36 protein-coding genes and 2 pseudogenes are annotated in these 24194 nt (G+C 35.9%); 32 read left to right on the plus strand and 6 right to left on the minus strand.

Features of this window, described 5'->3' with window-relative positions; all coding sequences use genetic code 11:
* Positions 1-248: 248 nt before the first annotated feature.
* The 6 genes and pseudogenes from RT261_RS19980 to RT261_RS20005 form a co-directional block, all read right to left on the minus strand.
* Positions 249-968, minus strand: coding sequence for a hypothetical protein (locus RT261_RS19980; protein WP_313134907.1), 720 nt, complete (start codon positions 966-968; stop codon positions 249-251).
* A 134-nt stretch (positions 969-1102) separates the two neighbouring features.
* Positions 1103-1327 (minus strand): annotated as a pseudogene (locus RT261_RS19985) (IS1595 family transposase); the annotation flags it as partial.
* 951 nt (positions 1328-2278) lie between these two features.
* Positions 2279-3259 (minus strand): SPFH domain-containing protein, encoded by a 981-nt coding sequence (locus RT261_RS19990; protein ID WP_313134908.1) that lies wholly within the window; start codon positions 3257-3259, stop codon positions 2279-2281.
* A 159-nt stretch (positions 3260-3418) separates the two neighbouring features.
* Positions 3419-4408, minus strand: a complete 990-nt coding sequence (locus tag RT261_RS19995) for a TPM domain-containing protein (RefSeq protein WP_313134909.1) — start codon at positions 4406-4408, stop codon at positions 3419-3421.
* Between the two features lies 1 nt (position 4409).
* Complete coding sequence (locus RT261_RS20000) at positions 4410-5522, minus strand: TFIIB-type zinc ribbon-containing protein (RefSeq protein WP_313134910.1); 1113 nt, start codon at positions 5520-5522, stop codon at positions 4410-4412.
* A gap of 175 nt (positions 5523-5697) precedes the next feature.
* Complete coding sequence (locus tag RT261_RS20005; protein WP_313134911.1) at positions 5698-6378, minus strand: PspA/IM30 family protein; 681 nt, start codon at positions 6376-6378, stop codon at positions 5698-5700.
* Positions 6379-6790: 412 nt separating this feature from the next.
* Between RT261_RS20005 and RT261_RS20010 the strand changes: the two genes are divergently transcribed.
* From RT261_RS20010 to RT261_RS20165, 32 genes and pseudogenes are all read left to right on the plus strand, one after another.
* Positions 6791-7672, plus strand: coding sequence for a class I SAM-dependent methyltransferase (locus tag RT261_RS20010; RefSeq protein ID WP_313134912.1), 882 nt, complete (start codon positions 6791-6793; stop codon positions 7670-7672).
* Positions 7673-8817: 1145 nt separating this feature from the next.
* Positions 8818-9135 (plus strand): 30S ribosomal protein S10, encoded by a 318-nt coding sequence (gene rpsJ / locus RT261_RS20015; protein ID WP_313134913.1) that lies wholly within the window; start codon positions 8818-8820, stop codon positions 9133-9135.
* A 138-nt stretch (positions 9136-9273) separates the two neighbouring features.
* Positions 9274-9906, plus strand: a complete 633-nt coding sequence (rplC, locus tag RT261_RS20020; RefSeq protein ID WP_313134914.1) for a 50S ribosomal protein L3 — start codon at positions 9274-9276, stop codon at positions 9904-9906.
* Positions 9907-9933: 27 nt separating this feature from the next.
* A complete protein-coding gene (gene rplD, locus RT261_RS20025) occupies positions 9934-10554 on the plus strand; it encodes a 50S ribosomal protein L4 (protein WP_313134915.1) in 621 nt (206 codons plus the stop codon).
* Positions 10554-10853: a 50S ribosomal protein L23 gene (rplW, locus tag RT261_RS20030; RefSeq protein WP_313134916.1), complete on the plus strand. Its 300-nt coding sequence runs from the start codon at positions 10554-10556 to the stop codon at positions 10851-10853. The genes rplD and rplW overlap by 1 nt, the downstream gene beginning before the upstream one ends.
* Positions 10854-10989: 136 nt before the next feature.
* Complete coding sequence (rplB, locus tag RT261_RS20035) at positions 10990-11832, plus strand: 50S ribosomal protein L2 (RefSeq protein WP_313134917.1); 843 nt, start codon at positions 10990-10992, stop codon at positions 11830-11832.
* 17 nt (positions 11833-11849) lie between these two features.
* A complete protein-coding gene (gene rpsS / locus RT261_RS20040) occupies positions 11850-12131 on the plus strand; it encodes a 30S ribosomal protein S19 (protein WP_313134918.1) in 282 nt (93 codons plus the stop codon).
* Between the two features lie 30 nt (positions 12132-12161).
* Complete coding sequence (rplV, locus tag RT261_RS20045) at positions 12162-12548, plus strand: 50S ribosomal protein L22 (protein ID WP_313134919.1); 387 nt, start codon at positions 12162-12164, stop codon at positions 12546-12548.
* A gap of 11 nt (positions 12549-12559) precedes the next feature.
* Positions 12560-13219, plus strand: coding sequence for a 30S ribosomal protein S3 (gene rpsC / locus RT261_RS20050; protein WP_313134920.1), 660 nt, complete (start codon positions 12560-12562; stop codon positions 13217-13219).
* Entirely contained in the window at positions 13219-13656 is a 438-nt protein-coding gene (gene rplP, locus RT261_RS20055) for a 50S ribosomal protein L16 (RefSeq protein WP_313134921.1), read from the plus strand. Before rpsC ends, rplP begins: the two co-directional genes overlap by 1 nt.
* On the plus strand, positions 13646-13855 hold the full coding sequence (gene rpmC / locus RT261_RS20060) for a 50S ribosomal protein L29 (protein WP_313134922.1): 210 nt from the start codon (positions 13646-13648) through the stop codon (positions 13853-13855). Before rplP ends, rpmC begins: the two co-directional genes overlap by 11 nt.
* A 35-nt stretch (positions 13856-13890) precedes the next feature.
* Positions 13891-14145, plus strand: coding sequence for a 30S ribosomal protein S17 (gene rpsQ, locus RT261_RS20065; protein ID WP_091687937.1), 255 nt, complete (start codon positions 13891-13893; stop codon positions 14143-14145).
* Positions 14146-14168: 23 nt separating this feature from the next.
* Positions 14169-14537 carry a 50S ribosomal protein L14 gene (gene rplN / locus RT261_RS20070; protein ID WP_313134923.1) on the plus strand — a complete coding sequence of 123 codons (369 nt, stop codon included), beginning with the start codon at positions 14169-14171 and terminating at the stop codon, positions 14535-14537.
* Positions 14538-14550: 13 nt separating this feature from the next.
* Positions 14551-14868, plus strand: coding sequence for a 50S ribosomal protein L24 (gene rplX, locus RT261_RS20075; protein ID WP_313134924.1), 318 nt, complete (start codon positions 14551-14553; stop codon positions 14866-14868).
* A gap of 24 nt (positions 14869-14892) precedes the next feature.
* On the plus strand, positions 14893-15432 hold the full coding sequence (gene rplE, locus RT261_RS20080) for a 50S ribosomal protein L5 (protein WP_313134926.1): 540 nt from the start codon (positions 14893-14895) through the stop codon (positions 15430-15432).
* A gap of 15 nt (positions 15433-15447) precedes the next feature.
* Entirely contained in the window at positions 15448-15633 is a 186-nt protein-coding gene (locus tag RT261_RS20085) for a type Z 30S ribosomal protein S14 (protein WP_091687943.1), read from the plus strand.
* A 24-nt stretch (positions 15634-15657) separates the two neighbouring features.
* The gene (rpsH, locus tag RT261_RS20090) at positions 15658-16059 is read left to right on the plus strand and encodes a 30S ribosomal protein S8 (protein ID WP_313134927.1); all 402 of its coding nucleotides are present in this window, start codon (positions 15658-15660) and stop codon (positions 16057-16059) included.
* A gap of 266 nt (positions 16060-16325) precedes the next feature.
* Positions 16326-16868 carry a 50S ribosomal protein L6 gene (gene rplF, locus RT261_RS20095; RefSeq protein WP_313134928.1) on the plus strand — a complete coding sequence of 181 codons (543 nt, stop codon included), beginning with the start codon at positions 16326-16328 and terminating at the stop codon, positions 16866-16868.
* 18 nt (positions 16869-16886) lie between these two features.
* Positions 16887-17255: a 50S ribosomal protein L18 gene (gene rplR / locus RT261_RS20100; protein ID WP_313134929.1), complete on the plus strand. Its 369-nt coding sequence runs from the start codon at positions 16887-16889 to the stop codon at positions 17253-17255.
* A 16-nt stretch (positions 17256-17271) separates the two neighbouring features.
* On the plus strand, positions 17272-17781 hold the full coding sequence (rpsE, locus tag RT261_RS20105) for a 30S ribosomal protein S5 (RefSeq protein ID WP_313134930.1): 510 nt from the start codon (positions 17272-17274) through the stop codon (positions 17779-17781).
* Positions 17782-17793: 12 nt separating this feature from the next.
* On the plus strand, positions 17794-17976 hold the full coding sequence (gene rpmD / locus RT261_RS20110) for a 50S ribosomal protein L30 (protein WP_091687953.1): 183 nt from the start codon (positions 17794-17796) through the stop codon (positions 17974-17976).
* A gap of 27 nt (positions 17977-18003) precedes the next feature.
* Entirely contained in the window at positions 18004-18444 is a 441-nt protein-coding gene (gene rplO, locus RT261_RS20115; RefSeq protein WP_091687955.1) for a 50S ribosomal protein L15, read from the plus strand.
* Positions 18445-18447: 3 nt separating this feature from the next.
* The gene (secY, locus tag RT261_RS20120) at positions 18448-19776 is read left to right on the plus strand and encodes a preprotein translocase subunit SecY (RefSeq protein WP_313134931.1); all 1329 of its coding nucleotides are present in this window, start codon (positions 18448-18450) and stop codon (positions 19774-19776) included.
* Between the two features lie 104 nt (positions 19777-19880).
* A complete protein-coding gene (locus RT261_RS20125) occupies positions 19881-20525 on the plus strand; it encodes an adenylate kinase (RefSeq protein ID WP_313134932.1) in 645 nt (214 codons plus the stop codon).
* 29 nt (positions 20526-20554) lie between these two features.
* Positions 20555-21310, plus strand: coding sequence for a type I methionyl aminopeptidase (map, locus tag RT261_RS20130; protein WP_313134933.1), 756 nt, complete (start codon positions 20555-20557; stop codon positions 21308-21310).
* A gap of 37 nt (positions 21311-21347) precedes the next feature.
* On the plus strand, positions 21348-21620 hold the full coding sequence (locus RT261_RS20135; RefSeq protein ID WP_313134934.1) for a KOW domain-containing RNA-binding protein: 273 nt from the start codon (positions 21348-21350) through the stop codon (positions 21618-21620).
* 17 nt (positions 21621-21637) lie between these two features.
* The gene (gene infA, locus RT261_RS20140) at positions 21638-21856 is read left to right on the plus strand and encodes a translation initiation factor IF-1 (RefSeq protein ID WP_091687964.1); all 219 of its coding nucleotides are present in this window, start codon (positions 21638-21640) and stop codon (positions 21854-21856) included.
* A 181-nt stretch (positions 21857-22037) separates the two neighbouring features.
* Positions 22038-22151: a 50S ribosomal protein L36 gene (gene rpmJ / locus RT261_RS20145; protein ID WP_073285411.1), complete on the plus strand. Its 114-nt coding sequence runs from the start codon at positions 22038-22040 to the stop codon at positions 22149-22151.
* Between the two features lie 425 nt (positions 22152-22576).
* Complete coding sequence (gene rpsM / locus RT261_RS20150) at positions 22577-22945, plus strand: 30S ribosomal protein S13 (protein WP_313134935.1); 369 nt, start codon at positions 22577-22579, stop codon at positions 22943-22945.
* Between the two features lie 32 nt (positions 22946-22977).
* Positions 22978-23379 (plus strand): 30S ribosomal protein S11, encoded by a 402-nt coding sequence (gene rpsK / locus RT261_RS20155; RefSeq protein ID WP_313134937.1) that lies wholly within the window; start codon positions 22978-22980, stop codon positions 23377-23379.
* A 17-nt stretch (positions 23380-23396) separates the two neighbouring features.
* Entirely contained in the window at positions 23397-23993 is a 597-nt protein-coding gene (gene rpsD, locus RT261_RS20160; RefSeq protein ID WP_313134938.1) for a 30S ribosomal protein S4, read from the plus strand.
* A gap of 41 nt (positions 23994-24034) precedes the next feature.
* Positions 24035-24194 (plus strand): annotated as a pseudogene (locus tag RT261_RS20165) (DNA-directed RNA polymerase subunit alpha); the annotation flags it as partial.

Below are 24194 nucleotides of genomic sequence, written 5' to 3' on the forward strand. Positions count from 1 at the left end.
CTTACAAGAAGCATTTAAATAATCATAAAACTGTTGACATCACAAATTAAGTATATTTACTTGTATTGCTAAGTTCTCTACACCCCTCCATGCAAAGCGTCCTACTGCAACAAATTTTTATTTCCTGTGGCTTTGTCAGAACATAATGTTGATATTAAATATAATTTTGAGCAGAATGTAAATTTCGCTCTGCTCGATTAAACTTTTCATTTAGTTCGCATTATAGAAATATGCGATATAACGAATTCTCAATAGAAATAATAAGGATTTGCTATTTCGTCTATATTCCAAATATTTGTTGCCATTCTATACATTGCTTTAGCATGAATGCGGTCATGCCAGATAAAACGTCTTAAAACTTTTCTTAATGACCATTTTTCACCGTAAGATCCCTCAAATACCTTACTTTCTAAATAATTCGGAAGTTTCTCAATACTTTCCAAAGCATGAATTCGATTTTCTACTATGTCTTCCATATTATTTATTTCTAATCCAAGTTCCCCTACATAATAATTAGTCACATTGTTTGTATGAACATACATCTCATCAGCAGTTCTTGGAATTGTGCCATAAAAGGTTTTTCGTGTTTTTAATACACTATACTGCTTATTGGGTATAGAATCATATAACTTCTTAAAGTCTCTTGCTGACTTAATAACAAGTTGTTTCAAATTTTCATATTCATCTTTATCAAGTGGCATTTTTTCTGTTTCAAATATTACATCTGAATCTGCATCACAAATCTGTAAAGTGCTTTCCTTTTCTTGCACAATTATGGGTTTGTAGACATCTTCTAAATCTTCCTTACCCCCAGTTATCCATTTCATATATTGCCTTATTTCAACAGCAAATTTTCTTATTGCTTCATCCTGAGTCTTCCCACGAGTAAATGCCCCACAATAATTATTGGCATATAATAAATAACCATCCTTGTTATATTCCATTACAACATTTATTTTTCTGGTCATCATATCCTCCATCTTACTTCGCTTTTATAACAAACATGAACCACTTTTTTAAATACATACTACAACAAATACCATAATTTTATCATTATAAGTTATTATTATTTTAGTAATGATTTCTTAGGAGTACCTGAAACCTAAGCAGTTAACGGCATTGCAGGACGATTCAATAATTTTCTGCGCTTGACAGACGTTGCTACTGAAACTGTTTTTTTCCAAGAAAAAGTCAGTTTTTTCAAGCTGAGTATGACCCTTCATATCAAACTATGTGTGCCAAACAAGGTAGTTATTGAGGTGTTTTGTTGATACTCCATTAAGGTAGACATAAACTTCTTAAGCTCTGAATGGTGGTTGTTGATACGAAATCATAGTATATAATTTTTCTGCTCTCTCGGTGAAAGTTGCGTATATAGAGTAAGTACATCCTTAATATCTGGCATAAAATGTTCAACTCTCTTAATTTATAGGTATATTATACCCTGGATCAAGCGATATGGCAAACGATTGTTCTGTTTATTAACAGTATGTTGTGACAAGGTCTTTTCTTTTGCAAAGAATGTAAGTTTAATAGAGTCAATATTTTTCATAAATTAAACTTTAGTTTAGGCACTCATCGCTATTGTTACCAATGGATGTAAAATCTCTAATTCTATAGATAATAATGGATTTTGATCCCTAATAGTACTTAGAATATATATGATCTGTTCGAAAAGTATAGAAATTGTAAATCTTTTGGCTTTTTTACAATTTAGATATCTTCTATGCTGATATATATATTTTCTCAGCGCTTTTCTTTAGTAGCAATTCTTTATAGTAGGAATCTACTTTATAAAAAATATTTAAATAAAATCATAAAATTGCTGATGCCACAAATTAAGCGCCTTTTACTTATATTCCCAACCTACCTATTAATTTATAAAATAAATTCCGTAAACAGCTTTGCCTTAAAACGTAAATTGAACTCAGAAAGTGTTACTGGGGCTTTCGTAATGACTTCGATAAAGCAAATCAGGATAACGCGGTATATATTAGTAATTTTGCGTCAGCCGGCCGAGAAGGCTTCCTATGGTCGACTAGAGACTCAGTGACCCGCAGCGCCCTCTGCGCTGCGGGTCATACGCTTTGAGGCTCTACCAAGACCATGCCGCACGAGGGTAACAGATGCAAAGCATCTGCGGTAGCTAAATTACTAATATATACCGTGTTATCCTTGAACACCTAAATTGAGTCATTATGAAAGCCCCAACAACATTTCCTGAGTTCTTCACAAATTTCAGGGCAAAGCGTACTATTGTTAATACCCTAAGTTTTATTTAAACAAGTTTCTGACCACAGTTAGGACAGAAGTTTGCTTCGCCTGTCTTTTGGCCGCAGTTAGGACAGAAGTTAGGTTTTGCTGCACTGGATGGTGTACCGGAGTTTGGATTACTGCTGTTTTGGTTAACTGTATTGTTATTCATGTTTTGCATCATTTGGTTAGCCATGTTCATTCCCATCATCATTCCGGCCATGTCGGAAGCTACACCGCCTCCACGTACTTTGCCGGAGGAGATACCATCAACCATAGAAGCTTGTTGATAACGATTCATATCACCAATCATACTGTGGGAAGCATTCTTGTTGATCATTTCCTGGATTTCTTCTGGGTAGTTAAAACTCATAATGTTAAAGCCGGTAACGGTCATTCCGGTATCAAATATTTGCATATCCAGGTCTGTTTTGATACCCTTTGCAATATCAAAGGAATTGGCCTGAAGATTAAACATATCCTTACCTTCTTTAACAATCCATTTCATCAGTAACTGGTCTAAAACAGCAGTAATACGAAGCTTCACATCGTCTACCAAGTAACTGTCTTTTACACCGGCAATTTTGTCAATTAACTTGATATAATCATTTACCTTGAAGGTAAAGGTTCCGTTAGAACGGATTGGCATTCCGCCTGGTAATTGAGGTGTTGGAATGTTAATGGCATTTTTGGTTCCCCATTTTACAGTGAATTCTTTGGTGTTTATAAAAAGAACTTCTGCCCTCATTCCACTGTTAAAGCCGAATTTAAAGCCTTTTAAAGTTGATAGAAATGGTACAATATCCGATTCAATATCGTAATTACCTTCATCTTTAAAGATACCTTCTATCTTTCCGTTAAACATAAATACTGCATCCTGTCCTGGACGAATAATTAATTTGCTGCCGCGTTTTATCTCGCTGTTATGCCATTTGTAGAAAATCATATCTTCTCTAAATTCTTCCCACTCTACTACATTGGAAAATTCTTTTGAAAAAAGTCCCATAATATTTAATTCCTTTCGTTTATCCTTTTATGTTTTAATGTTTTCATAAGTTAAATCTATAGTCGATATTTTATGATATTCTCTTTTGTCAGAGATATTAAAATAATTAAACTATAATATGTTCTTTTTTATAAAGATAAGTACCCTTTATAAATCAGCTTAGAAACTTCTTCCGCCACCGCTGTGGGAATGTCCTCCGCTTGAGACACCACCACCGCCGCTGCTTCGGATTCCGCCGCCACCACTGTTATTATTATCATTTGATGGTTTTCTAACTCGTGTGGTTGTCGTCCTTATATAATCATCTCGGCTTGCAAGGACTCTGGAATTTTGTTCGTCTAAATAAGTTCTGCTTGTTACAGTTACTCTGCCGCTGGAATGATAAGCCATAATACCAACTGCAACTGCACCGATTGCTACAGAAATGCCTAATTGGACCAATATATTATTCAGGAGGTTTTCTTCCTTCTCTTCATAATAATTACTTAGACCATTAATAGATGCTTCACCGTGATAGTTACCGGAGCCTTTTTCGCCAACAACGGGGGAAGTATTTACACCTTTTTCTTCCTTCATGTAATAAGCGGCTTGTTTCATATAGGTTTCCATAGCTTTATAATACTTTTCGTCCTGTAACAAGGAAACAACATCGTCCAGTATATGTTCAATCCTGTCATTGTGTATATAATGCTCTGCATCGCCATAGCCTTGTATTTCTATACCACGGTCATCAGGATCCATATTCAGAAGTAATAATACTGCTGTACCAAATTCCTTTTCATAACCAAATTTGTATTCGTCATAAAAGTCTTCTAAATATTTAAGTCTGCTTTTTCCTAATAAATCATCCGTTGTAATGACAACAATATCAACTTTACCTTCTTCACTGTATTTCTTACTTACCTCTTCTAACTTTTCAACTTCTTTTTCAGAGAAAAGTTCATAATAATCAAAAACTTTTCGGTCTTCCGGGGCTGCCGATACAGCAGTCTTACCCAAAGCCGAAATTAAAGTAAATAGTAAAAGGAAGAGAAAGCACCTTTTTATTAAATTACTTTTCCTGCATGATTCCTGGGTGTTATTTCTTTCTAAAGTAAAAGAGGAACCTTTATATTTTAGGGACATTATAATCTGGTTATCTATTCTCATATTAAAACCCCCCCGAAACTAAAGAAATTATTTGCATTATGACAAATGCAGCTCCGCTGATTCCGCCAAACCATGCAGCAATTTTACCTATACTTAAAGGTGGTTTTCCAACAATCTTACCCGTTTGACCATTCATTGCAAATATATGATCTGATTTTTTATAATCATAACAAACCATCCATACCGGAAGGAGTACATAATCGGCATGGACTTCCCTTAAGTTAATATTTTTACTATGATAGGTAGTTGTGGTATAACCGCGAATGGTGGAATCTATAAAATTATTTACATAGGAATCCACCCTCTGCCTCACTCGGGGAAATAACTGTTTATTATCATAATTATATTTTTCCGCAATATAACCTGCCAGATAAGGCATATTAAAATCTTTTAGATTGCCATAGTTATAGGGCTCTAATTTATCCATTAATTCATCGTTCATCTTTGAGGAGGCATCTGCAGGTACCTTAAGGTAATTCAGGTCTACATTCCGGTAAACATTAAAATACTTTGTTTCTGTGTAGATATAATCCCCCTGCGTATACGTACGAACTCTGGTACAGGTCGCGTTTACTTCTCCCCGTCCATTTAAATCATAAAGCCAAAAAGGAACATAAAGACCGGTGATATTCTTAATTCGGTCAGCGGTCATAAACCCTTTTGGAGTCAGCAGGCCTTTTTTGCACCATTTGCGAAAGGCTTCTCTGGCCTGTTCCTTATTAATAGAAAATGGGATTACTTTTGCAGGTGCTAAATTACCGGTAAGTCTATCCCCTAAAACCACACCTGCCCCGCAAAAACTGCAGGTTGTTGCTGTGGTATCTGTATCTGTAATAAGAACTGCGCCACAATTCTTACAATGATATTCTTTAACATCATTTTCCCCAAAATGATGAGAATGGGAAGTATCTTCTCTGCCCCAAGAGGTATACTCTTCTCTTGCAGAACTGTGACGTTGCTGATAATTTCCCTGATTATTTTGCCAGCTGTCATCCTGTTTTGGCATGTTTTCTATATTTTCATTTCTGCCACAGCTATCGCAATGCAACATGCCGGTTGTACTGTCGAATGCCATATCTGCCCCGCAATTAGGACATTTATACTGTACTACCATATGATTCTCCACCTTTTTATAAAAACATATACTGCATAAATCTACAGCTATGAAAGTTTGTATTACAGCTTACCTGGTAAGCTGTGAATATAGACTATTATAGCATAAAAATGTACTATTTGTGTGAAAAAAAGCTGTCTTAAAAGATTTCTTCTAAGACAGCTCTTCATCCTTCTTATTTATTTAAGCTGGCTTTTAACGCTTCTAATTCGCTATCTATAGATGCGTTTGATTCGGATGAATATTTCTTGGTTAAATCCTTAATAGAATTATCGGCAGAAGACTTGTTTAATTCGGCCATAGCGTTTGCTTTGTCGATTGCCTTATTTGCCATTTCTTCATATTTATTAAAGCTAGCCATTGAATTATTTGCACTTGCAACGGAAGAGGTCATTTTATTAATGCGGTCCTGGGTTTTTGCAACAGCTAATTTACCTTTTATCATATCTTTACGAGATTCCAGTTCGTTTATATCAGATATTAATTTGTCATGCATTTCCCGCATATTCGTAGCATTGGTATGTGCTAAATCATAAGCTTCTTGTAAACCACTTTGTTTAGAAGTTAAAGAAGCTTTCTGCTCTAAGAACTTTCTGGCATCATCTTCGTTACCGGCTTGTAGAGCCTTTACCGCATATTCCTGCATTTTAGCAATTTCTTCATTGCAATCATCAAGAACTCTCTTAGCACGTTGTTCTTCCGCCATAATACTTGCGGTTTCTGCTTTCACTTTGCCTAAATCACTGTTTAAATTTCTCAAACATTGATCTATCATCTTTTCTGGATCTTCTGCTTTATCAAGCAGTGCGTTAATGTTACTGGACATAATATCTTTGAATCTTGTTAATATTCCCATATGAATCCCTCCATCTTTATAATTATTATGGGCAGTAGCAGATTGTGCTTGCTGCGCCTGTGTTAATAATGTACTATGATTCTCAGTTTATTATTATTTGCCTACTACGTCAAGTTAAAAAATGGTTAAAATAATAATAGAATGATTAAAATAGGAAAAGCTTTATAAATAATTTATGAGTGTGCTTAAAAGAATATGCGGGGATAAAATTTTATCAAAAATACGGATAGGGCAGGTGGGGGACTAATTACACCAATATATTTTATGGGTATAAAGGCAGGAGGGACTATATTTTTATCCATAATACTAAATAATAAAAAGTTGACAAAAGAGAGATAGCCTTTATAATTAAAATACAGTAAACCCAAGGGAATAAATCAGGTAAATGTTTGACAAGAAAGAGAGATAGATTATGTGGATTGCAGATGGATGGAAGGATTATGAAGTAATAGATGCGTCTCAAGGGGAAAAATTAGAACGTTGGGGAAATTATATCTTAGTGCGCCCGGATCCGCAGGTTATATGGGATACGCCTAAAACAGAGAAGGGCTGGAAACAAAAAAATGCACATTATCATAGAAGCAGTAAAGGCGGCGGAGAATGGGAATTCTTTGATTTACCAAAGCAGTGGAAGATAGAATATAAAGATCTAACTTTTAATTTGCAGCCCTTTAGTTTTAAACATACAGGATTATTTCCTGAGCAGGCAGCAAATTGGGAATGGTTTAGCCAAATCATTAAAAAAGCAAAGAAAAAAGATCCTGCCCGTGAAATAAAGGTATTGAACCTATTTGCCTATACCGGCGGAGCCACCGTTGCAGCTGCCAAAGCAGGTGCTGCGGTAACTCACGTAGATGCCTCCAAGGGAATGGTAACCTGGGCCAAAGAAAATGCAGCTCACTCATCTTTAGAAGAAGCACCAATTCGCTATATCGTTGATGACTGCGTAAAATTTGTAGAAAGAGAAATTCGCAGAGGCAATCGATACGATGCCGTTATCATGGACCCCCCTTCTTATGGAAGAGGCCCTAAGGGAGAAATCTGGAAGATAGAAGAAAGCATTCATCCTTTCGTAAAGCTCTGTACCCAAGTGCTAAAAGAGGACCCCTTATTCTTCCTAATTAATTCCTACACCACAGGATTGCAGCCCGCTGTACTATCCTATCTGCTGGGCATAGAGATGGCTTCTAAATTCGGCGGCAATGTACAAGCAGACGAAATCGGTCTACCTGTAACATCTAACGGCTTAGTATTACCATGTGGAGCTTCCGGACGCTGGACCAGTGAAAAATAGAAAGCCAACTATAGAACTAAAACTTTCTATTAAAATTAGAAGGTAACTCTGGACCTATATTATGAAATATTTAAAGAATCCTAATACAAATTACACTATATATAAGAAGAAACGGCAGATGATAATTAATCAAATGCCGTTTTTCTTATAGCTAAAAATTGTTCACGAGTTTTATGGAAATATTATCATATATAATTAATAACTGTAAATAATAGAATATTAGAAATCATTTTGCTGAATTATAATCACTATTAACCCCTTAAGCCCCCATAATTTTATATAGATTCCATTATTAAGATCATAAGACTACCTATATAATAATAACTCAAACTTAAGATAAACTTAGCATCAGCTATTTGTATCCATTATCTTAAGCTCTATAACAAATAAGAAACTAAAATACAAAATATCAAAACTAAAACTTAGCAATATCAAAACAATGTTTAACTATTTATTACAACACTAAACTATTTTCCATCAGGTTTGAGCAGGGAGGGCGGGGGTGGCAGCTGGGATCAGGTTTGGTATCCATTCTCCACACCGTAAATAAACATGAGGATTTGCAGGTATATAATAAGAAAGAGTTTTTTGTTCGCGTAGACATTTTACCGGAATTGTCCGATTAGAGAGGGCAACTTGTTGACCTATCAAAGCGGACAATTCCGGCAAAATGCTCGTAGCGACTAAAAAACTCGCTTATTATATACCTGCAAACCCTCATGTTACCACAACCCAAAAAGAATGGATACCAAACCTGATCCCAGCTGCCACCCCCACCCTCCCCCTCAAACCGTCCGTCAAACAAAAAAAGTAAAAAAATTTTAAAAAAGCACTTGCAAAATAAAAAAAGCTGTAGTATACTGATTAATGCTGTGACATTGATAGCGTAGAAGCGAGAGGTTGCTACATAAAATTGTAGGTTATTCCGTGGAGCGAATGTCATGTTAGGAAACTGGCGACAAGTCACTGTACAAAACGATAATTCTGCCACGAGCAGATAAACGTATGTAGTTCATTGCATGAAATTAAGTAAATCTAAGAATAGGTTTGCTTGTTGAGGTTTCAAGATAAGGACACACACGGTTGAGTGTACAGTCACCGCTTGTCGTACTGCTATTAAGTGCGAAAAGGAGGCGACTTTTTTTATGGCAAGTCAAGTAATGAGAATTACATTAAAAGCGTATGATCATCAATTAATCGATCAATCAGCTGCAAAAATCATCGAAACTGTAAAGAAGACAGGATCAAAGGTGAGTGGACCGGTACCCCTACCTACTAAGAAGGAAGTAATTACGGTTCTTAGAGCGGTACACAAGTACAAAGACTCCAGAGAGCAGTTCGAACAAAGAACACATAAGAGATTAATCGATATCATCACACCTACACAAAAGACAGTTGATGCATTATCAAGATTAGAAATGCCAGCTGGTGTGTACATCGACATTAAGATGAAAGCAAAATAAGCATTAAAAATGAAAGAATCCTTTAGGGTTTATATATAGGGAAAGGCTTACGAAGGAGCCAGCACTAGTTGTAGACCATCTAGGATGATTACATGTAAATGTAATCCGCTGTAGATTAAACAGGAGGTGCAATAAGAAATGAAGAAAGCATTATTAGCTACAAAAGTCGGAATGACTCAAATCTTCAATGAAAACGGAGCTTTAATTCCGGTAACTGTATTACAAGCAGGACCTTGTGCAGTAACACAAGTAAAAACTGTTGAAAATGATGGATACAGTGCAGTACAGGTTGGTTTTGGAGATATAAGAGAGATATTGGTAAACAAACCTAGAAAAGGACACTTTGCAAAAGCAGGTGTTGCTAACAAAAAGTATCTTAAAGAGTTTAAGTTTGAGAATGCCGCTGATTTCACAGTAGGACAAGAAATCAAAGTTGACATCTTCGTAGAAGGTGACAAAATTGATGCTACTGGAACATCAAAAGGTAAAGGTTTCCAAGGTGCAATTAAGAGACACGGACAGTCCAGAGGACCTATGGCCCATGGTTCTAAATTCCATAGACATGCAGGTTCCAGTGGTGCAGCTACAAGCCCTGGTAGAGTATTTAAAGGTAAAAAGATGCCAGGTCAAATGGGTAATGTAAAAGTAACTGTTCAAAACCTTGAAGTTGTTAAAATTGACACCGAGAACAATGTTATTTTAGTAAAAGGCTCTGTACCAGGACCTAAAAAAGCTATGGTAATATTGAAACAATCAGTTAAATCAAACTAGAAGCTTTAAGAAAGGAGGAACACACAGATGGCAAACGTATCTGTTTATAATATGGAAGGTAAAGCCGTTGGTTCTATTGAATTAAACGATGCTATCTTCGGAGTAGAAATAAATGAACATTTAGTTCACTTAGCAGTTGTTCAACAACTTGCAAATAAACGCCAAGGAACACAAAGTGCTAAAACCCGTTCTGAAGTAAGTGGTGGCGGAAGAAAGCCATGGAGACAAAAAGGAACAGGTCATGCAAGACAAGGTTCAACAAGATCACCACAATGGAAAGGTGGCGGTGTTGTATTTGCTCCAAAGCCAAGAGACTATTCCTTCAAATTAAATAAAAAGGAAAAGAGACTTGCATTAAAATCAGCTTTAACTTCAAGAGTAGCAGCTGAGAAAATTTATGTACTTGATGAGCTTAACTTTGATGAAATCAAAACAAAGAAAATGGCTGCAGTACTTGATAACTTAAAAGTAAGTAAGGCATTAGTTGTACTTGGAGATAAGAATGAAAACGTAATTCTTTCTGCAAGAAACATTCCTTCTGTAAGAACTGCATTACCAAACACTATTAACGTATATGATATCTTAAAATATGATTCAATCGTGTTAACAAAAGATGCAGTTGCAAAAATTGAGGAGGTGTACGCATAATGGCAGATTTAAAATATTATGATGTTATACTTAAACCGATTATCACTGAAAAAAGTATGAACTCCATGAGCGAAAAGAAATATACATTTTCCGTTCATACAGATGCAACTAAGAATCAAATCAAAGAGGCTGTTGAAAAAATGTTCGCTGGAACAAAAGTTGCTAGTGTTAACACTATGAATTTAGAGGGTAAAAACCGCAGACGTGGAAACACAGTTGGTAAAACTTCTAAAACTAAGAAAGCAATTGTTCAATTAACAGAAGACAGCGCAGAAATTGAAATTTTCTCTGGTCTATAATTTAGATTGATTTCGATTTATATAATTTGAATTAAACAATTATGGTTGTTTATTCGCCGATAAAAGAATAAAAGGTAATGACGTTTCAACTGTATTTATACAGGGCGTTATTACAGCTACGAAAGGAGTGCAAAAAATGGGAATTAAAACCTATAACCCATATACACCTTCCAGAAGAAATATGACCTCATCTGATTTTGCAGAAGTTACAAAATCAACTCCTGAGAAATCATTACTTGTTTCTTTAAATAAGACAGCAGGTCGTAATAATCAAGGAAAGATTACAGTTAGACACCACGGTGGTGGTCCTAGAAAAAAATATAGAATCATTGATTTTAAAAGAAGAAAAGACGATATTCCTGCAACTGTTGTAGCAATCGAATATGATCCAAACAGAACAGCTAATATCGCATTAATCTGCTATGCAGATGGTGAAAAAGCATATATCTTAGCTCCTAACGGACTTACCGTTGGATCAAAGCTTATGAATGGTGAGAAAGCAGAAATCAGAGTAGGTAATTGTTTACCACTTCAAAACATTCCAATTGGTACACAAATTCATAACATTGAATTATATCCTGGCAAGGGTGGACAATTAGTTCGTTCTGCAGGTAACTCAGCACAGTTAATGGCTAAGGAAGGCAAATATGCAACACTTAGATTACCATCAGGTGAAATGAGAATGGTTCCAATCATCTGCCGTGCTACAATTGGCCAGGTTGGTAATATTGATCATGAATTAATTAACATTGGTAAAGCTGGTCGTAAACGTCACATGGGTATTAGACCTACAGTTCGTGGTTCTGTTATGAACCCTAATGACCATCCACATGGTGGTGGTGAAGGTAAGACAGGTATTGGCCGTCCGAGCCCTGTTACTCCTTGGGGTAAACCTGCACTTGGTTTGAAGACAAGAAAGAAGAACAAGAAGTCTAACAAGTTGATCGTAAGAACAAGAGACGGTAAGAATGTTAAATAATTAAGGAGGTTAAACCTATGGCTCGTTCATTAAAAAAAGGACCATTTGCAGACGAACATTTATTGAAAAAGATAGATGCTATGAATAAAGCAGGTGACAAAACAGTTGTTAAAACTTGGTCACGTCGTTCTACAATTTTCCCTCAAATGGTTGGACATACAATTGCAGTTCATGATGGAAGAAGACATGTGCCTGTATATGTAACAGAAGATATGGTTGGATATAAACTTGGTGAGTTTGTGGCAACCAGAACATTCAGAGGACATGGAAAAGACGAAAAGAAGACTGGAAAGAGATAGACAGTTTGGAATTGAAAGGAGGTTACATCCATGGCAAAAGGACATAGATCCCAGATAAAGAGAGAAAGAAATGAGAATAGAGATACAAGACCATCAGCTAAAGTATCATATGCAAGAGTGTCTGTTCAAAAAGCTTGTTTCGTATTAGACGCCATTCGCGGTAAAGACGTTGAAACAGCTCTTGGTATTTTGGCTTACAACCCAAGATATGCTTCGAGCGTTATTGAAAAAGTATTAAAATCAGCAATTGCAAATGCTGAAAATAATAATGGTATGGACGTAAGTAAATTATATATTCAAGAGTGTTATGCTGGTCAGGCACCAACAATGAAGAGAATCAGACCAAGAGCACAGGGTAGAGCTTATAGAATCTTAAAGAGAATGAGTCACATCACTGTTGTGCTTAATGAAAGATAAGGAGGGCAATAATGGGACAGAAAGTTAATCCTCATGGCTTAAGAGTCGGTGTCATTAATGACTGGGACTCAAGATGGTATGCTGAAGCTGATTTTGCAGATAACTTAGTTGAGGACTACAACATCAGAACATATCTGAAAAAGAAATTATACAGCGCTGGAATTTCAAAAATTGAAATAGAAAGAGCGTCTGATAGATTAAAAGTTATTATCTTTACTGCTAAACCTGGCGTGGTAATCGGTAAAGGTGGATCTGAAATTGAAAAATTAAAAGTTGAAATTCAAAAATTCACTTCTAAGAAGTTAATGGTAGATATTAAGGAAGTTAAAAGACCGGATACAAATGCTCAATTAGTAGCAGAAAGTATTGCAGCTCAACTAGAAAACCGTATTTCTTTCAGAAGAGCAATGAAATCTACAATGGGTAGAACCATGAAAGCTGGAGCAAAGGGTATTAAAACCGCTGTTGCCGGACGCCTTGGTGGAGCAGATATGGCTCGTACAGAGTTCTATAGTGACGGAACAATTCCTTTACAAACATTACGTGCTGATATTGATTATGGTTTTGCAGAAGCAGATACAACTTATGGTAAATTAGGCGTAAAAGTTTGGATTTACCACGGAGAAGTACTTCCAACTAAAGGAGCAAAAAAGGAAGGGAGCGATAAATAATGTTAATGCCAAAAAGAGTTAAACGCCGTAAGCAATTCCGTGGTACTATGTCCGGAAAAGCTACAAGAGGTAATACAATTTCTAACGGCGAATATGGTATTGTAGCTTTAGAACCAGCTTGGATAAAATCAAACCAAATTGAAGCTGCCCGTGTTGCTATGACTCGTTACATCAAACGTGGTGGTAAAGTTTGGATTAAAATATTCCCTGATAAACCTGTAACAACAAAACCAGCAGAAACTCGTATGGGTTCCGGTAAGGGCTCATTAGAATACTGGGTAGCAGTGGTAAAACCAGGACGTGTATTATTTGAAATCTCCGGTGTACCTGAAGAAGTAGCTAGAGAAGCATTACGTCTTGCTATGCACAAATTGCCAGTGAAATGTAAAATAGTTTCTCGCGCAGACTTAGAAGGAGGTGCGGGCAGTGAAAACTAATAAATATGTAGAAGATTTAAAGAACAAATCAGCTGCAGAATTGAACGAAGAATTAGTAGCTGCTAAGAAGGAACTTTTTAATTTAAGATTCCAGAACGCAACAAATCAATTAGATAATACAAGCAGAATTAAAGAGGTTAGAAAGAATATCGCAAGAATTCAAACAGTGATTTCCGAGAATGCTAAGGCTTCTAAATAATCACATTTCAACGATTCGGGAAAGGAGAAATTGTTGTGGAGAGAAATCTAAGAAAAACTCGTACTGGTAAAGTAGTTAGTGATAAGATGGACAAAACAATTGTAGTTGCAATTGAAGACCACGTAAAACATCCATTATACAACAAGATTGTAAAAAGAACTTCTAAATTAAAGGTTCATGATGAAAACAATGAATGTAATATTGGTGATAGAGTAGAAGTTATGGAGACAAGACCTTTATCCAAGGATAAGAGATGGAGACTTGTTAAGATTATCGAAAGAGCGAAGTAATAAATGCTGAAAGGAGTAGAGTCATGATACAACAAGAATCAAGACTTAAAGTTGCTGACAATACCGGTGCGAAAGAATTACTTTGCATTCGTGTATTAGGTGGTTCAACTAGAAGATATGCTAATATCGGCGATATCATCGTTGCTTCTGTCAAAGATGCAACACCAGGCGGTGTTGTTAAGAAGGGTGACGTGGTTAAAGCTGTCGTTGTTCGTACTGTAAAAGGAGCTCGTCGTAAAGATGGTTCATATATAAGATTCGATGAAAATGCTGCAGTTATCATTAAAGATGATAAAAATCCAAAAGGTACCCGTATCTTTGGACCAGTAGCGAGAGAATTGAGAGAAAAGCAATTCATGAAAATCGTTTCATTAGCACCAGAAGTATTATAAGGAGGTGTCGACTGTGTCAACTATTAAAATCAAAAAAGGCGATAACGTAAAAGTTATTACCGGTAAAGATAAAGGCAAAGAAGGCAAAGTAATAGCTGTATTAGATGGCAAGGTTTTAGTTGAAGGTATCAATATGATAACAAAGCACTCTAAAGCAAGCCAGGCTGATCCAAAAGGTGGTATTGTTCACCAAGAAGCACCGATTGATATTTCAAATGTTATGTACGTGCATAAGGGTAAGGTTACTAGAATTGGTTTCACAACTGAAGAAGGTAAAAAAGGACCTAAAAAAGTTCGTATCGCAAAATCAACCGGCGAAGTAATCGACTAATTCTAAGAGAGGAGGTCTCATACGTTGACTAGATTAAAAGAAACTTATTTAAATGAAATAGTAGATGGTATGACTAAAAAGTTTGGATATAAAAACGTTATGGAAGTACCAAAATTAAATAAAATCGTAATTAACATGGGTGTTGGCGAAGCGAAAGATAACTCTAAGCTTTTAGATGCTGCTGTTAAAGATCTTGAAATAATTGCTGGACAAAAGGCGGTTATTACAAAAGCAAAGAAATCCGTAGCTAACTTCAAAATCAGAGAAGGTATGCCAATCGGATGTAAGGTAACTTTAAGAGGCGAAAAAATGTATGAATTTGCTGATCGTCTAATCAATTTAGCACTACCTCGTGTACGTGACTTTAGAGGTGTTAATGACAATGCATTTGACGGAAGAGGAAATTACGCTCTTGGAATTAAAGAACAATTAATTTTCCCTGAAATCGAGTATGATAAGGTTGATAAGGTTAGAGGTATGGATATTATCTTCGTAACCACAGCTAAAACTGATGAAGAAGCTCGTGAATTATTGACATTATTCGGTATGCCATTCAAAAAATAGTTAGGAGGGAATTCCATGGCTAAAACGTCAATGAAGATAAAACAACAACGTACACAAAAGTTTTCGACTAGAGAATATAACCGTTGTAGAATCTGTGGACGTCCACATGCATATTTAAGAAAATACGGAGTTTGCAGAATCTGCTTCCGTGAATTAGCTTATAAAGGACAAATACCAGGTGTTAAAAAGGCAAGCTGGTAGGAAACAAGGAAGGAGGCAAATGAAATGACAATGAGCGATCCAATTGCAGATATGCTTACAAGAATTCGTAATGCCAATACTGCGAAACATGATACAGTAGATATACCTGCTTCTAAGATGAAGATAGCAATTGCTGACATTCTATTAAAAGAAGGTTATGTTAAAAAATATGACATAGAAGAAGTTGATGGCTTCAAGACAATCCATATCACATTAAAATATGGTAAAGACAAAAATGTTAAAGTCATTACAGGACTTAAGAGAATCTCTAAACCAGGTCTTCGTGTTTATGCAAACAAAGAAGAACTTCCAAAAGTACTTGGAGGACTTGGAACAGCTATTATTTCAACAAATAAAGGTGTTGTAACTGATAAAGAAGCAAGAGCATTAAACGTAGGTGGCGAGGTATTAGCATTCATCTGGTAATATGGAAGTAAGCACATTGAATCAAAGATTCAATGTAGTGCTCGAAGTTTCGAGCACGTATCGACGAAGTCGATGCTTACGTACAACGAGGAAAAACGGAGTTTTTTCGAGTCTGGATACTGGAAGTATTCGAGCACGTATTGACGAAGTCAATGCTGACCGAACAAAAGTCTGGCCGTCTTGATAAACCAATCAAGCGTAGACTTAATGAATAACCTACAATTAATATTAATCTTCCCCCATAAAAAATCACAGGAGGTGCGGGCATGTCACGTATAGGAAGAATGCCTATCGCTATACCGGCAGGTGTAACTGTAGATATAGCAGAAAATAATAAAGTGACTGTAAAAGGTCCTAAGGGAACACTTGAAAGAGTATTACCTTCAGAAATGAATATTGCATTAGAAGGTTCAGAAGTTATTGTAACAAGACCTAATGAATTAAAGAAAATGAAATCTTTACATGGTCTTACAAGAACATTAATCGCTAATATGGTAACTGGTGTAACAGCTGGTTATGAGAAAGTGCTTGAAATCAACGGTGTTGGTTACAGAGCAGCAAAAGCAGGCAAAGAATTAACATTAACTCTTGGATATTCACATCCAGTAGTTATGACTGATCCTGAAGGTGTTGAGTCTATATTAGATGGACAAAATAAAATTACAGTAAAAGGTATTGATAAAGAAAAAGTTGGCCAATACGCTGCTGAAATCAGAGATAAGAGAAGACCTGAACCATACAAGGGCAAAGGTATTAAATATGCTGACGAAGTTATTAGACGTAAAGTTGGTAAGACTGGTAAGAAATAATAGGAGGTGTGAAAACAAATGGTTAGTAAAGAAACAAGATCTAAAGTTCGTTTAAATAAACATAGAAAATTACGTAATCGTTTCTCCGGTACTCCTGAAAGACCACGTTTAGCTGTGTTTAGAAGTAATAATCATATGTACGCTCAAATTATTGACGATACAGTTGGTAATACTTTAGTGTCAGCTTCTACTCTTCAAAAGGATGTTAAGGCTGAAATTGAAAAGACAAACGATGTAGCAGCAGCAGCATATTTAGGAACTGTTATTGCTAAGAAAGCATTGGAAAAAGGTATTACAACTGTTGTCTTTGATAGAGGCGGATTTATATATCAAGGAAAGGTAAAAGCATTAGCAGAAGCAGCAAGAGAAGCTGGTCTGGAATTCTAAGCAAGGAGGAAAACACATGAAACGTACAATCGTTGATGCTAGTCAATTAGAATTAGAAGATAAAGTAGTATCAATTAAACGTGTAACTAAAGTAGTTAAAGGTGGACGTAATTTCAGATTTACAGCTTTAGTTGTTGTTGGTGACAAGAACGGACACGTTGGTGCAGGTTTAGGAAAAGCTGCAGAAATTCCGGAAGCAATTCGTAAAGGAAAAGAAGATGCAATTAAGAAATTAATCAGCTTACCTATAGATGAAAATGGCAGTATACCACATGATTTTATCGGTAAATTCGGTGGTGCTTCAGTATTATTAAAACGTTCCCCTGAAGGTACTGGTGTTATCGCAGGTGGTCCGGCTCGTAACGTACTTGAGCTTGCTGGTTTAAAGAATATCCGTACAAAGTCACTTGGCTCCAACAATAAGCAAAACGTTGTTCTTGCAACTATTGAAGGATTATGTCAACTTAAGACTCCTGAGGAAGTGGCTAAGTTACGTGGTATTTCTGTTGAAGATATGTTAGGTTAGGAGGGGCTCAAGATGGCAGAAAAATTAAAAATAACTTTAGTAAAATCTACAATTGGCTCAATCCCAAAGCATAAAAAAACAGTAGAAGCATTAGGTCTTCGTAAATTACACAAATCTGTTGAGATGCCGGACAATGCAGCAGTAAGAGGCATGGTTGACCAAGTAAGACATTTAGTAAAGGTTGAAGAAATATAATTACAAAGAAGTAAGGAGGTGTAATCTATGAATTTATCAGAATTAAGACCAGCTGACGGTGCAAAACAAAGTGCAAACTTTAGAAGAGGCCGTGGACATGGTTCAGGAAATGGTAAAACTGCAGGTAAAGGACATAAAGGACAAAAGGCACGTTCCGGAGCACCTAGAGTTGGTTTTGAAGGTGGTCAAACTCCTTTTATTCGTACTCTACCTAAAAGAGGATTTACAAACAGAAATACAAAAGAAATCGTTTCTATTAACGTTGATAGACTAAATATATTTGAAGACGGTTCTGAAGTTACAGTTGCAACATTAATCGAGGCAGGTGTTATTAAGAACCCAAGAGATGGTGTTAAGATCCTAGGAAATGGAGAACTAACTAAGAAACTTGATGTCAAGGTAAATGCTTTCAGTGCCGGCGCAGCAGAAAAGATTCAAGCTCTTGGTGGAAATGCTGAGGTGATTTAGGATATGTTTAAAACGTTCCGAAATGCTTTAAAAATTAAGGATATAAGACGTAAGTTATTATACACTTTTGTAGCACTGATAATAATAAGATTAGGTTCCATACTTCCTGTGCCTGGTATCAATAGAGCGTATTTTGAGTTTTGGGTTGGATCCCAGACTGCGTTAGGGTTCTTTGATACCCTAACAGGCGGTTCTTTTACCCAGATGTCTATCTTTGCACTTAGTATTACGCCATATATTACTTCTTCCATCATTATGCAGCTATTAACCATAGCAATTCCTAAACTGGAAGAGATGCAAAAAGAAGGCGAAGACGGCAGGAAAAAGATCCAAGAATATACACGTTATGTGACTGTTGGATTAGCAGTTATTGAATCATTTGCAATGGCTGTCGGCTTTGGCAGCTCAGGCTTATTAGAAGGCGGCGGAACCTTTGCAAATATTGCTGTTATTGTTGCTTCTTTCTCAGCCGGCTCTGCATTCTTAATGTGGTTAGGTGAAAGAATTACGGAAAAAGGTGTTGGTAACGGTATTTCAATTATTTTGTTAATTAATATTGTTGCAGGAATGCCAAGAGATTTTGTGAACTTATATAAACAATTTATCGCAGGCGCATCATCTGTAGTAAATGCTATTATTGCAACTGTAGTAATTGTTGTAGTAATAGCAGCTATGGTATTATTCATTATTGTATTACAAGATGCAGAAAGAAAAATACCAGTACAGTATGCTAAAAAAGTACAAGGCAGAAAAATGATTGGAGGACAATCCTCTCATATTCCTTTAAAGGTAAATACTGCCGGTGTTATACCAGTAATTTTTGCTAGTTCTTTTATGCAGTTTCCTATTGTTGTAGCTTCTTTCTTTGGCGTTGAGCCTGCAAGGGCCCATGTATTCCCTAAGTTTTTATATTTATTGAGCCAATCAAAATGGTTTAATATTTCAAGCTGGGGCGAGTTTAAGTATACTCTGGGAGCATTAATTTATATCGCATTATTAGTATTCTTTGCTTATTTTTATACATCCATTACTTTCAATCCAATTGAAATTGCGAATAATATGAAAAAGCAAGGTGGATTTATACCAGGTATCCGTCCTGGAAAACCGACTACAGAATACTTAACCAAAGTGCTGAATAATATTATATTTATTGGTGCTGCTGGACTTACTATTGTAGCAATTGTACCTTTAATTTTCTTGGGTGCTTTTGGCGCATACGTTACATTTGGCGGAACATCTTTAATCATTGTTGTTGGTGTTGTTCTTGAAACAATGAAGCAAATTGAATCACAGATGTTGGTACGTCATTACAAAGGATTTCTTAACGATTAGTAAACATAGAGTAAATTAGATTGTAAAGGCGGGGCTCTGCTCCGCCATTTGCAGATTTTACATTTTTAGATGTTTTATGAGGATAAGTGTGGGAGGAAATCGGTATGAAAATTATTATGCTAGGAGCTCCGGGAGCAGGAAAAGGAACACAAGCTAAGAAAATTGCAGCTAAATATGTAATTCCGCATATTTCAACCGGTGATATATTTAGAGCAAATATTAAAAATGGTACAGAGTTAGGGAACAAAGCCAAAACATATATGGACCAGGGGTTACTGGTTCCTGATGAATTAGTTGTAGATCTGGTAGTAGATCGTGTGGAGCAGGAAGATTGCAAAAACGGATATGTATTAGACGGTTTTCCAAGAACAATTCCCCAGGCAGAAGCATTAGATTCAGCACTAATGAATATGAACCAAAAAATAGACTATGCTATAAATATTGAAGTACCGGATCAAAATATCGTAGATAGAATGTCCGGACGTAGAGCGTGTTTATCATGCGGAGCTACGTACCACATTATAAACATACCAACAAAATTAGAAGGCATCTGCGATGTCTGCGGCGGAAACACCGTTTTACGTGATGATGATAAGCCGGAAACCGTAATAAAACGTTTGCGTGTTTACCATGAACAAACACAGCCGTTAATTGAATATTACACAAACAAAGGTGTATTGGTTGAAGTTGATGGCACAATGGAAATGACTGACGTCTTTTCAGCTATTGATAAAATACTGAAAAATTAGTGTGGTTTTATCGCAAGGGAGAAACAAAAATGGCAGTAACAATAAAGTCAGAAAGAGAAATAGAATTAATGCGTGAAGCAGGACGTATCTTAGCCACTGTTCACGAAGAATTGAAAAACATTATACAACCAGGAGTATCTACATTAGATATTGATAAAAAGGCAAATGAATTAATACGTAGTTATGATTGCATTCCGTCCTTCTTAAATTACAACGGTTTTCCTGCCTCTGTTTGTGTGTCCATAAATGAACAGGTGGTACACGGAATACCTAATAAAAAAACTTTCTTAAAAGAAGGTGACATTGTCAGTCTTGATTGTGGAGTTATTTACAAAGGTTATCAATCAGATGCAGCAAGGACTTGGGCAGTTGGTGAAATTAGTGAAGAAGCTAAGAAACTAATTAATGTAACTCAGGAAAGCTTTTATGAAGGTATTAAATTTGCAAAATCTGGCAATCATCTACATGAGATTTCCGCTGCTATACAAGATTATGTAGAATCTTTCGGATTTTCAATAGTCAGAGACTTGGTAGGACATGGAATTGGTACCGCTATGCATGAAGAACCTCAGATTCCGAATTTTAGACAAAAAAGAAGAGGTATCAAACTGGAACCTGGAATGACCCTGGCAATCGAACCTATGGTAAATGCAGGTCGTTACGATGTATATTGGGAAGATGATGATTGGACTGTTGTTACTGATGATGGCTCTTTATCTGCGCACTATGAAAATACTATCCTTATTACGGATGGAGAACCGGAAATATTATCAATTCTAAAGTAACAAAAAATGATTTGGTTTCGGTAGAATGGAGATTTATATGATAGAGTATGAAGTTGGCGAGATAGTGATATCAAAAGCCGGTCATGATAAAGGTGAACACTTTGTCATAGTAAAATCAGATTCTGAATATGTATACTTAGTAGATGGCGTATTTCGAACAGTTGACAGACCGAAGAAGAAAAACAAAAAACATGTTCAGCTTGTTCATTTTAGAGATAACAACTTTATAAAAAAATACGCTAATGATGAAAAGATAACCAATGAAGAAATAAAAAAAGTAATTAAACTTTTTATAGACCTAAAATCCTAAATCATGGAGGTGACAATATGTCAAAATCGGATGTTGTAGAAATTGAAGGAACTGTTGTTGAAAAATTACCAAATGCTATGTTTCAAGTGGAATTAGAGAACGGACATAGAGTTTTAGCACACATTAGTGGAAAACTTCGTATGAACTTCATCAAAATTGTACCAGGCGATAAAGTTACCTTAGAATTATCTCCATATGATTTAACAAAAGGAAGAATTATCTGGCGTGATAAATAATAGGCTGCAAAGATTATAAATTTTAGTATCTCGCAGCGATAAGGGTACCGTCAAATAAATAAAATGTTTTAAGATATATGGTTTTATTTATTTCATATAAAAAATATTAGTTTTTACTTGATTTTTAGCAAGTACAATGTTATAATGTAAGACGGACTTTTTTTGAAAGGAGTGAATTACTGTGAAAGTAAGATCATCAGTAAAACCAATTTGCGAAAAGTGTAAGATTATCAAAAGAAAGGGAAGTATCAGAGTAATCTGTGAGAATCCTAGACACAAACAAAGACAAGGCTAATATTCAATAAAAGCTGGCTGTTACCACAGCGGTTTTATTGTTTTATATATAGTAGTTCTTGCTTTCTGTGTTACAATCTGCATTTGGCAATTGTGATATTGTGAACAATTTTCAATACTCTGTATTGAACCCTATTGTTCCTAAAACATGTAATTTAATACGGAACTATTGATTATTGTTTTGAATTCATGTCATTATCATGATGTTCAGCAAGTAAGCATAGGGTTTTTGCTTGTCACAATTTAAAGCGGCTGCGCAATGAAACACTTGGAAGTGTTGGCATTGCAAAAGTTATTTTTAAAATGTTTTATAGAAAATATCAATCAAAGTGAGTGTGAACGTAAGAGGTATGCATTTCACCGTATACAACAGTATATGATACTTATTATTTTCACCCAAATAATTAACGGAGGTGTATTACGCACATGGCTCGTATTAGTGGTGTAGATTTACCAAGAGAGAAACGTGTAGAAATCGGTCTTACTTATATTTACGGTATCGGAAGAGTAAGCGCTAATCGTATTCTTGCAGAGGCAAATGTTAATCCAGACACTCGTGTTAGAGATTTAACTGACGAAGAAGTGGGAAGAATTCGTGATGTTATTGATGCATCACAACAGGTTGAAGGTGATTTGCGTAGAGAAATCGCGCTTAATATTAAGAGACTTCAAGAAATCGGATGTTATAGAGGTATCCGTCATAGAAAAGGCCTTCCAGTTCGTGGACAAAAGACTAAAACAAATGCTAGAACTAGAAAAGGTCCTAAGCGTACAGTTGCAAACAAGAAGAAATAATGTAATAAAAATCCAATAGGAGGGTTTGTTAAATGGCTAAAAAGTTAGCAACAACTAAAAAAGTGACCAAGAAACGTGTTAAGAAAAACGTCGATCGTGGACAGGCACATATTCAGTCATCTTTTAATAATACAATTGTTACTCTTACAGATGCAGAAGGCAATGCTCTTTCATGGGCTAGCGCTGGTGGATTAGGTTTTAGAGGTTCTAGAAAATCAACTCCTTATGCAGCACAGATGGCAGCAGAAACAGCAGCTAAAGCAGCATTAGTTCACGGTTTAAAATCTGTTGATGTTATGGTTAAAGGTCCTGGTTCAGGCAGAGAAGCTGCAATTCGTGCACTTCAAGCTTGCGGTATTGAAGTAACAAGTATTAAGGATGTTACTCCAGTTCCACATAACGGATGTAGACCACCAAAACGCAGAAGAGTCTAATAGGAGGTAAGTAAACGATGGCAAGAGACATGGGTCCTGTATTAAAAAAATGTAGATCACTTGGCCTAGAACCTGCATATTTAGGTATAGACAAGAAATCTAATAGAACATCATCCAGAGCTGGTAAAAAAATCAGTGAATACGGATTACAGTTAAGAGAAAAGCAAAAAGCTAAATTTATATATGGTGTTCTGGAAAAACCTTTCAGAAACAATTTTGATAAAGCTAAGAAAATGAAATACGGCACAACTGGTGAGAACTTAATGATTCTTCTTGAACTTAGACTGGATAACGTAATTTTCCGTTTAGGTTTTGGTAGAACAAGAGCAGAAGCTAGACAGATCGTAGATCACAAGCATGTACTTGTTAATGGTAGATGCATCAATATCCCATCTTATCAAGTAAAAGCTGGTGACGTTATTGAAATTAAAGAAAAATTCAAGAGTGCACAAAGATATAAAGATGTATTAGAAGTAACAGCTGGCAGATTAGTTCCAGCTTGGCTTGAAGTAGATCATGAAGCTCTTTCCGGTACGGTAAAAGAGATTCCTTCAAGAGACCAAATTGATGTTCCGGTAGATGAAATGCTTATCGTCGAGTTGTATTCTAAGTAATCATTAATCGTATCATAATAACCCAAAAGGAGGGTCCTATTGTGTTTGATTTTGAAAAACCAAAAATTGAAATTGCAGAAATTTCTGAAGATAAAAAATTTGGACGTTTTGTAGTAGAACCTTTGGAACGAGGATACGGTACAACCCTGGGTAATTCTTTAAGAAGAATTATGCTTTCATCCTTACCCGGTGCTGCAGTCA

The sequence above is a fragment of the Anaerocolumna sp. genome (genome assembly GCF_032079385.1).
Lineage (GTDB): Bacteria > Bacillota > Clostridia > Lachnospirales > Lachnospiraceae > Anaerocolumna.